5 protein-coding genes are annotated in these 4,108 nt (G+C 63.4%); 1 reads left to right on the top strand and 4 read right to left on the bottom strand.

Features of this window, described 5'->3' with window-relative positions; all coding sequences use genetic code 11:
• Together AC1D00_RS30165 and AC1D00_RS30160 are read right to left on the bottom strand one after the other, a co-directional pair.
• A partial coding sequence (locus tag AC1D00_RS30165; protein ID WP_477013176.1) for an AAA family ATPase occupies positions 1-484 on the bottom strand: 484 nt, incomplete at its 3' end.
• A gap of 233 nt (positions 485-717) precedes the next feature.
• Positions 718-1,068 carry a hypothetical protein gene (locus AC1D00_RS30160; RefSeq protein WP_027547673.1) on the bottom strand — a complete coding sequence of 117 codons (351 nt, stop codon included), beginning with the start codon at positions 1,066-1,068 and terminating at the stop codon, positions 718-720.
• A 544-nt stretch (positions 1,069-1,612) separates the two neighbouring features.
• Between AC1D00_RS30160 and AC1D00_RS30155 the strand changes: the two genes are divergently transcribed.
• Positions 1,613-2,557 (top strand): AEC family transporter, encoded by a 945-nt coding sequence (locus AC1D00_RS30155; RefSeq protein ID WP_477013175.1) that lies wholly within the window; start codon positions 1,613-1,615, stop codon positions 2,555-2,557.
• A gap of 12 nt (positions 2,558-2,569) precedes the next feature.
• On the opposite strand, the gene AC1D00_RS30150 is transcribed toward AC1D00_RS30155, so the two are convergent.
• Together AC1D00_RS30150 and tenA are read right to left on the bottom strand one after the other, a co-directional pair.
• A complete protein-coding gene (locus AC1D00_RS30150; RefSeq protein WP_271568083.1) occupies positions 2,570-2,740 on the bottom strand; it encodes a hypothetical protein in 171 nt (56 codons plus the stop codon).
• 188 nt (positions 2,741-2,928) lie between these two features.
• Positions 2,929-3,603, bottom strand: coding sequence for a thiaminase II (gene tenA, locus AC1D00_RS30145; RefSeq protein ID WP_477013174.1), 675 nt, complete (start codon positions 3,601-3,603; stop codon positions 2,929-2,931).
• Positions 3,604-4,108: the final 505 nt, after the last annotated feature.

The following is a 4,108-nucleotide window of genomic DNA, read 5'->3' as shown; positions in this document are numbered from 1 at the left end:
CCACCATGGTGGCGTTCTTGATCGCGTCATAGACCACGGCCGAGAGGTTCGGCGGCGTGTCGATCAACACCCATTCATAACCGTCGCGCTTGGCAGCGGAGACGATGCCGCTGACGGAGTTGACGGCGGACTTGATCGGCGGTTCGTTGGTGCCCCGCAGCTTGTGCCACAGCGTGAGCGACCCTTGCGGATCCGCGTCCACGAGCATGACCTGTTTGCTCGCCTTGATCTGCGCGGCGAGATGTGCGGCCAGGGTACTCTTGCCCGAGCCGCCTTTACGCGATGCAAAAACAATAACGTTCATACCTTCGGCCTCCAGATTGACCCCAGGCTCCGAAAATGAATCAGCGCGCTGATTCGGGAAAGAAAAATTTACCGGGAGTTGCTCTGCCGCCACGAAATAACAAGGCGTGTTGGCTTTTGAGTCACACTGCCGCGCGCGACAAGGACACGAACTGCAATGAAGCGCCTCCGCTGCGCGCAATCGTGCGTTTTCTGAGCAGCGGCGCGGGAAAAACCGGAATGCAACCTTGCCGCGCAAACCGTGGCGCGACTCTTTTCGACCGCGCGTGGCGGTAATTGCCGCAAGCGGGCGCGCAAGGAGCGCGAACAAAAGGAGTCCGGTAGCTGTCGCGGAGCCGATGCCATCGCGCGCGAAGCCGCGCGTCGCATGCTCGCCGGGGCCTGAGTTTCAGGGATGGAACGCGCTTGTCGCGCTCAGCCTTCGGATTTCTTCTTCTTGGTCGCCTTCGGCGCCGGCTTGGTGCTCTTCTTCGCGGTCTTGGGCGCGATGCGGGTCGGCTTGCCGGCGCGGGCTTCGCCCGGCTCGGGCCCCCGGCGGAAGAACACCTTGCACTGCGGCGAGAGCTGCGCCTTCTTCTGAATCATGCAGGCGGTGATGGCATCGACGTTCGGAACGAACTCGCCGCACAGCCGCATCGCATCCGGCGTGCAGGCCTGCTGCTCTTCCTGCGAGTAGGCGAAGCCGGCGCCGGGGTGGACCAGGACGGCCAGGGCAAGCCCCGACATGGCCGCAAGAACGGACTTCCTGAAGTGAAACGCCGGCATCGATCCCCCCACATGTCTGGTCGGGCGGAGTGTGGGTGAACCGCCGTTCGTTGGCAACGAGGGCGGGAGCGAAAGGTCGGAACGTGTGCGCTCTCGGCAACAGGGCTGGTGAGTTCAGCGCCAGGCCGAGTAGCCTCGGCAAGAGGCCGAGGCACACCCGAGGAACTTCACACGCAGCTGTCATCCCCCGCGAAGGCGGGGGATCCAGTACGCCGCAGCCCCTCGAGAAACTTCAGGCGTCTCTGGAATACTGGGTCACCCGCCTTCGCGGGTGACGACAGTTGTGGGTGGGGCTGCTTCTCGGTGTAGCCTAACCCCTTGGCAGACTTGGCGAGATCGGGTCGGACCTGTCGCTCCGGCAACCATCCAACAAAAACTGCGAAAACAACCCCATGCACAGTAGCCGGGGCCTTGATATCCCTCTTGAAATCGCCTCTACGGATTTTACGAATCACTTTTGACACGTCGGGCAAAACAGGGGCATGATGCCATCATCGAGAGTGCGTGGGGTGGTCGGCTGATATCCCCGTGAGGAGAGGGGCTCATGGCCACCGTGTTGATCGTCGCGCCGGTGTTTGCCCTGATCGCATCAGGCTATGCCGCGGTGCTGTTTCGCTTCGTCTCGGAGACCGCGCACAAGGGCATCTCCGAATTCGCCTTCAGCATCGCGATCCCGGCTTTGCTGTTCCGCACCATCGTCGTGTCGGAATTCCCCGACGTCAGCCCCTACCGGATGTGGGGCGCCTATTACGGCGCGCTCGCGATCACCTGGATCGCGGCGCTGGCGCTGTCGGCGCTGCTGCGCGAGCGGCGCGAGGATCGCGAAGACGGCGTCGTGTTCGCGATCGGCTCGGTCTACGGCAACATCGTGATGCTCGGCATTCCCCTGACGCTCTCGGCGTTGGGCGTTGAGGCCGCAGGCCCGATGGCGCTGATCCTGTCGGTGAACACGCCGCTGCTCTGGCTCTGCGGCATCCTCCAGATGGAGCTTGTCAGCCGCAAGCAGACCGGCTCGCCCCTGTCGGTGATCCGGCCCGTGCTCGCCGATCTCGCGCGCAATCCGCTGATGCTGGGAATCGGCTTCGGCGTGGTCTGGCGCTTCACCGGCCTTGGCCTCCATCCCGTCGTCGACCGGACCATCGAGCTGCTCGCGCAGGCGGGATCGCCGGCGGCGCTGATCGCGCTCGGCATCAACCTGTTCCGCTTCGAGGTGAAGGGCGAGAAGCTCAGCATCCTCGTGATGTGCGCGCTCAAGCTGCTGGCGATGCCGGCGGCAGCGTTCGTGCTGGCCAAGCTGCTGAACCTGCCGCCGGTCGCAGCCGGCGTGATTGTTCTGTTCGCGGCGATGCCGACCGGCGCGAACGCGTATATCTTTGCGGTTCAGTACAAGCGGCTGGTGAACCCGGTGTCGGGCGCGGTGGCGCTGGGCACGCTGCTGGCGGCGGTGACGTTGCCGGTGGTGGTGATGATCGTGGCGGGGGTGAGGTAGCCGCCGCGCCGCTTAGGCAGCCCAGTCCATAATCGCGTCAATGAAAGTCTGAGCCTGGCGGATCGCGTCCGCCCTCGTCGCACAGACACCGACCGACACGGTTCGGCCCTTTCCGACCGTCCACTGCCAGCCGGGCAAATAGCGCATTTCAACAATCGAGAAGCTGACGCCGCGATGTTCCACGGAGGACCTCCGCTGACATGTTGCTGTGCGAAAAGACTACGCGAAATGATCAATGCGGTCTAGCGGGGACGGCCGACAGACGTGGTTTCGGTCAGGCTTTCAGGAAGCGTGACGGAAGCCCGGCCCGACAGATCGAGCAGCACTGTCATGGTCATTGTCTAGCCTTCAGGTCACGACTGCCGAAAGGGTTATTGAACACGCTGGCCCGCGCGCCAGGCCATCTCCCAGAAGTCTGCCTCGAGCCGGGTGGCTTCCTTGAAGATCGCAATCAGCTCTGCCTCGCGGGCCGGCGTGGCGTAGAGAGCGGCGAGATGCTCCATATGCGCTCGCGCCTTGGCAGCGACCTCCTGGTACGGCGCGCCGGCATACTCGGCAATCCAGACGCGGTAGACATTCGTCGCTGCGTCAGCATCGGGGCGCGCGGCGAGCCGTGTGGCGATCTCCGCGTACCCGATCACGCAAGGGGAAAGCGCCACCTTGAGTGCCAGCAGATCGCCGCGCATTCCCGCGTCGAGCACGTAGCGTGTATAGGCCAGCATCTCGGCCGCCGGAGGGGTCTGTTCAAGGTCTGTCGGGGACAGACCCCAATCGGCGCAGAGCTTCACATGCAGGTTCATCTCGACATCAAGGATGGCCGAAAGGCCGGCCGCTGCTTCACGCATGTCGGCAAGTCTGGGCGACTTGTAGACCGCGAGCGCGTAGGCGCGCGCAAACTCGATGAGGAACAGGTAGTCTTGGACGAGGTAGTGACGAAACGCCGCTTCGGGGAGCGAGCCGTCTGCCAATCCGTTCGTGAAGGGATGCTCGGTGTAAGCCCGCCACTCAACGGATGCTTCTGTCTTGAGACGCTCGAAGAAACTCACGATCTTTTTCGCCCGGCTTGCTTGTCCATGAACGTCCTTGGCTCGCTACCGATAGCGCATTGCGAACCCAGGAGATACGGTGACCGCGGACAAAACTGGCTTTGAGCAGCGTTGGGGATAGCCCCCCGCTTCGAGCCGCACTGATCGCGCTCGGCATCAACCCTGTTCCGCTTCGAGGTGAAGGGCGAGAAGCTGAGCATTCTGGTGATGTGCGCGCTGAAGCTGGCGGCGATGCCGACCGGCGCGAATGCGTACATCTTGGCGGTGCAGTATCAGCGGCTGGTGAACCCGGCGTCGGGCGGTGGCGCTGGGGACGCTGCTGGCAGCGGCGACGTTGCCAGTGGTGGCGAGGTGAGGCGTCAGAGGCCTGGCTTGCGACGTCGCACTAGCGGTCGAGCAAATCATCAAGCGAGGTGTGGAGACATTCCGACCGCTCACGCCTGCAGGTCCATAACTATTCTAACTTTTCGCACTCGGTTATGATGCTTTCGACGCCGGCTATCGC

This window comes from Bradyrhizobium sp. P2_E8, from assembly GCF_056403875.1.
This window is presented reverse-complemented; position numbering and strand designations above follow the sequence as displayed.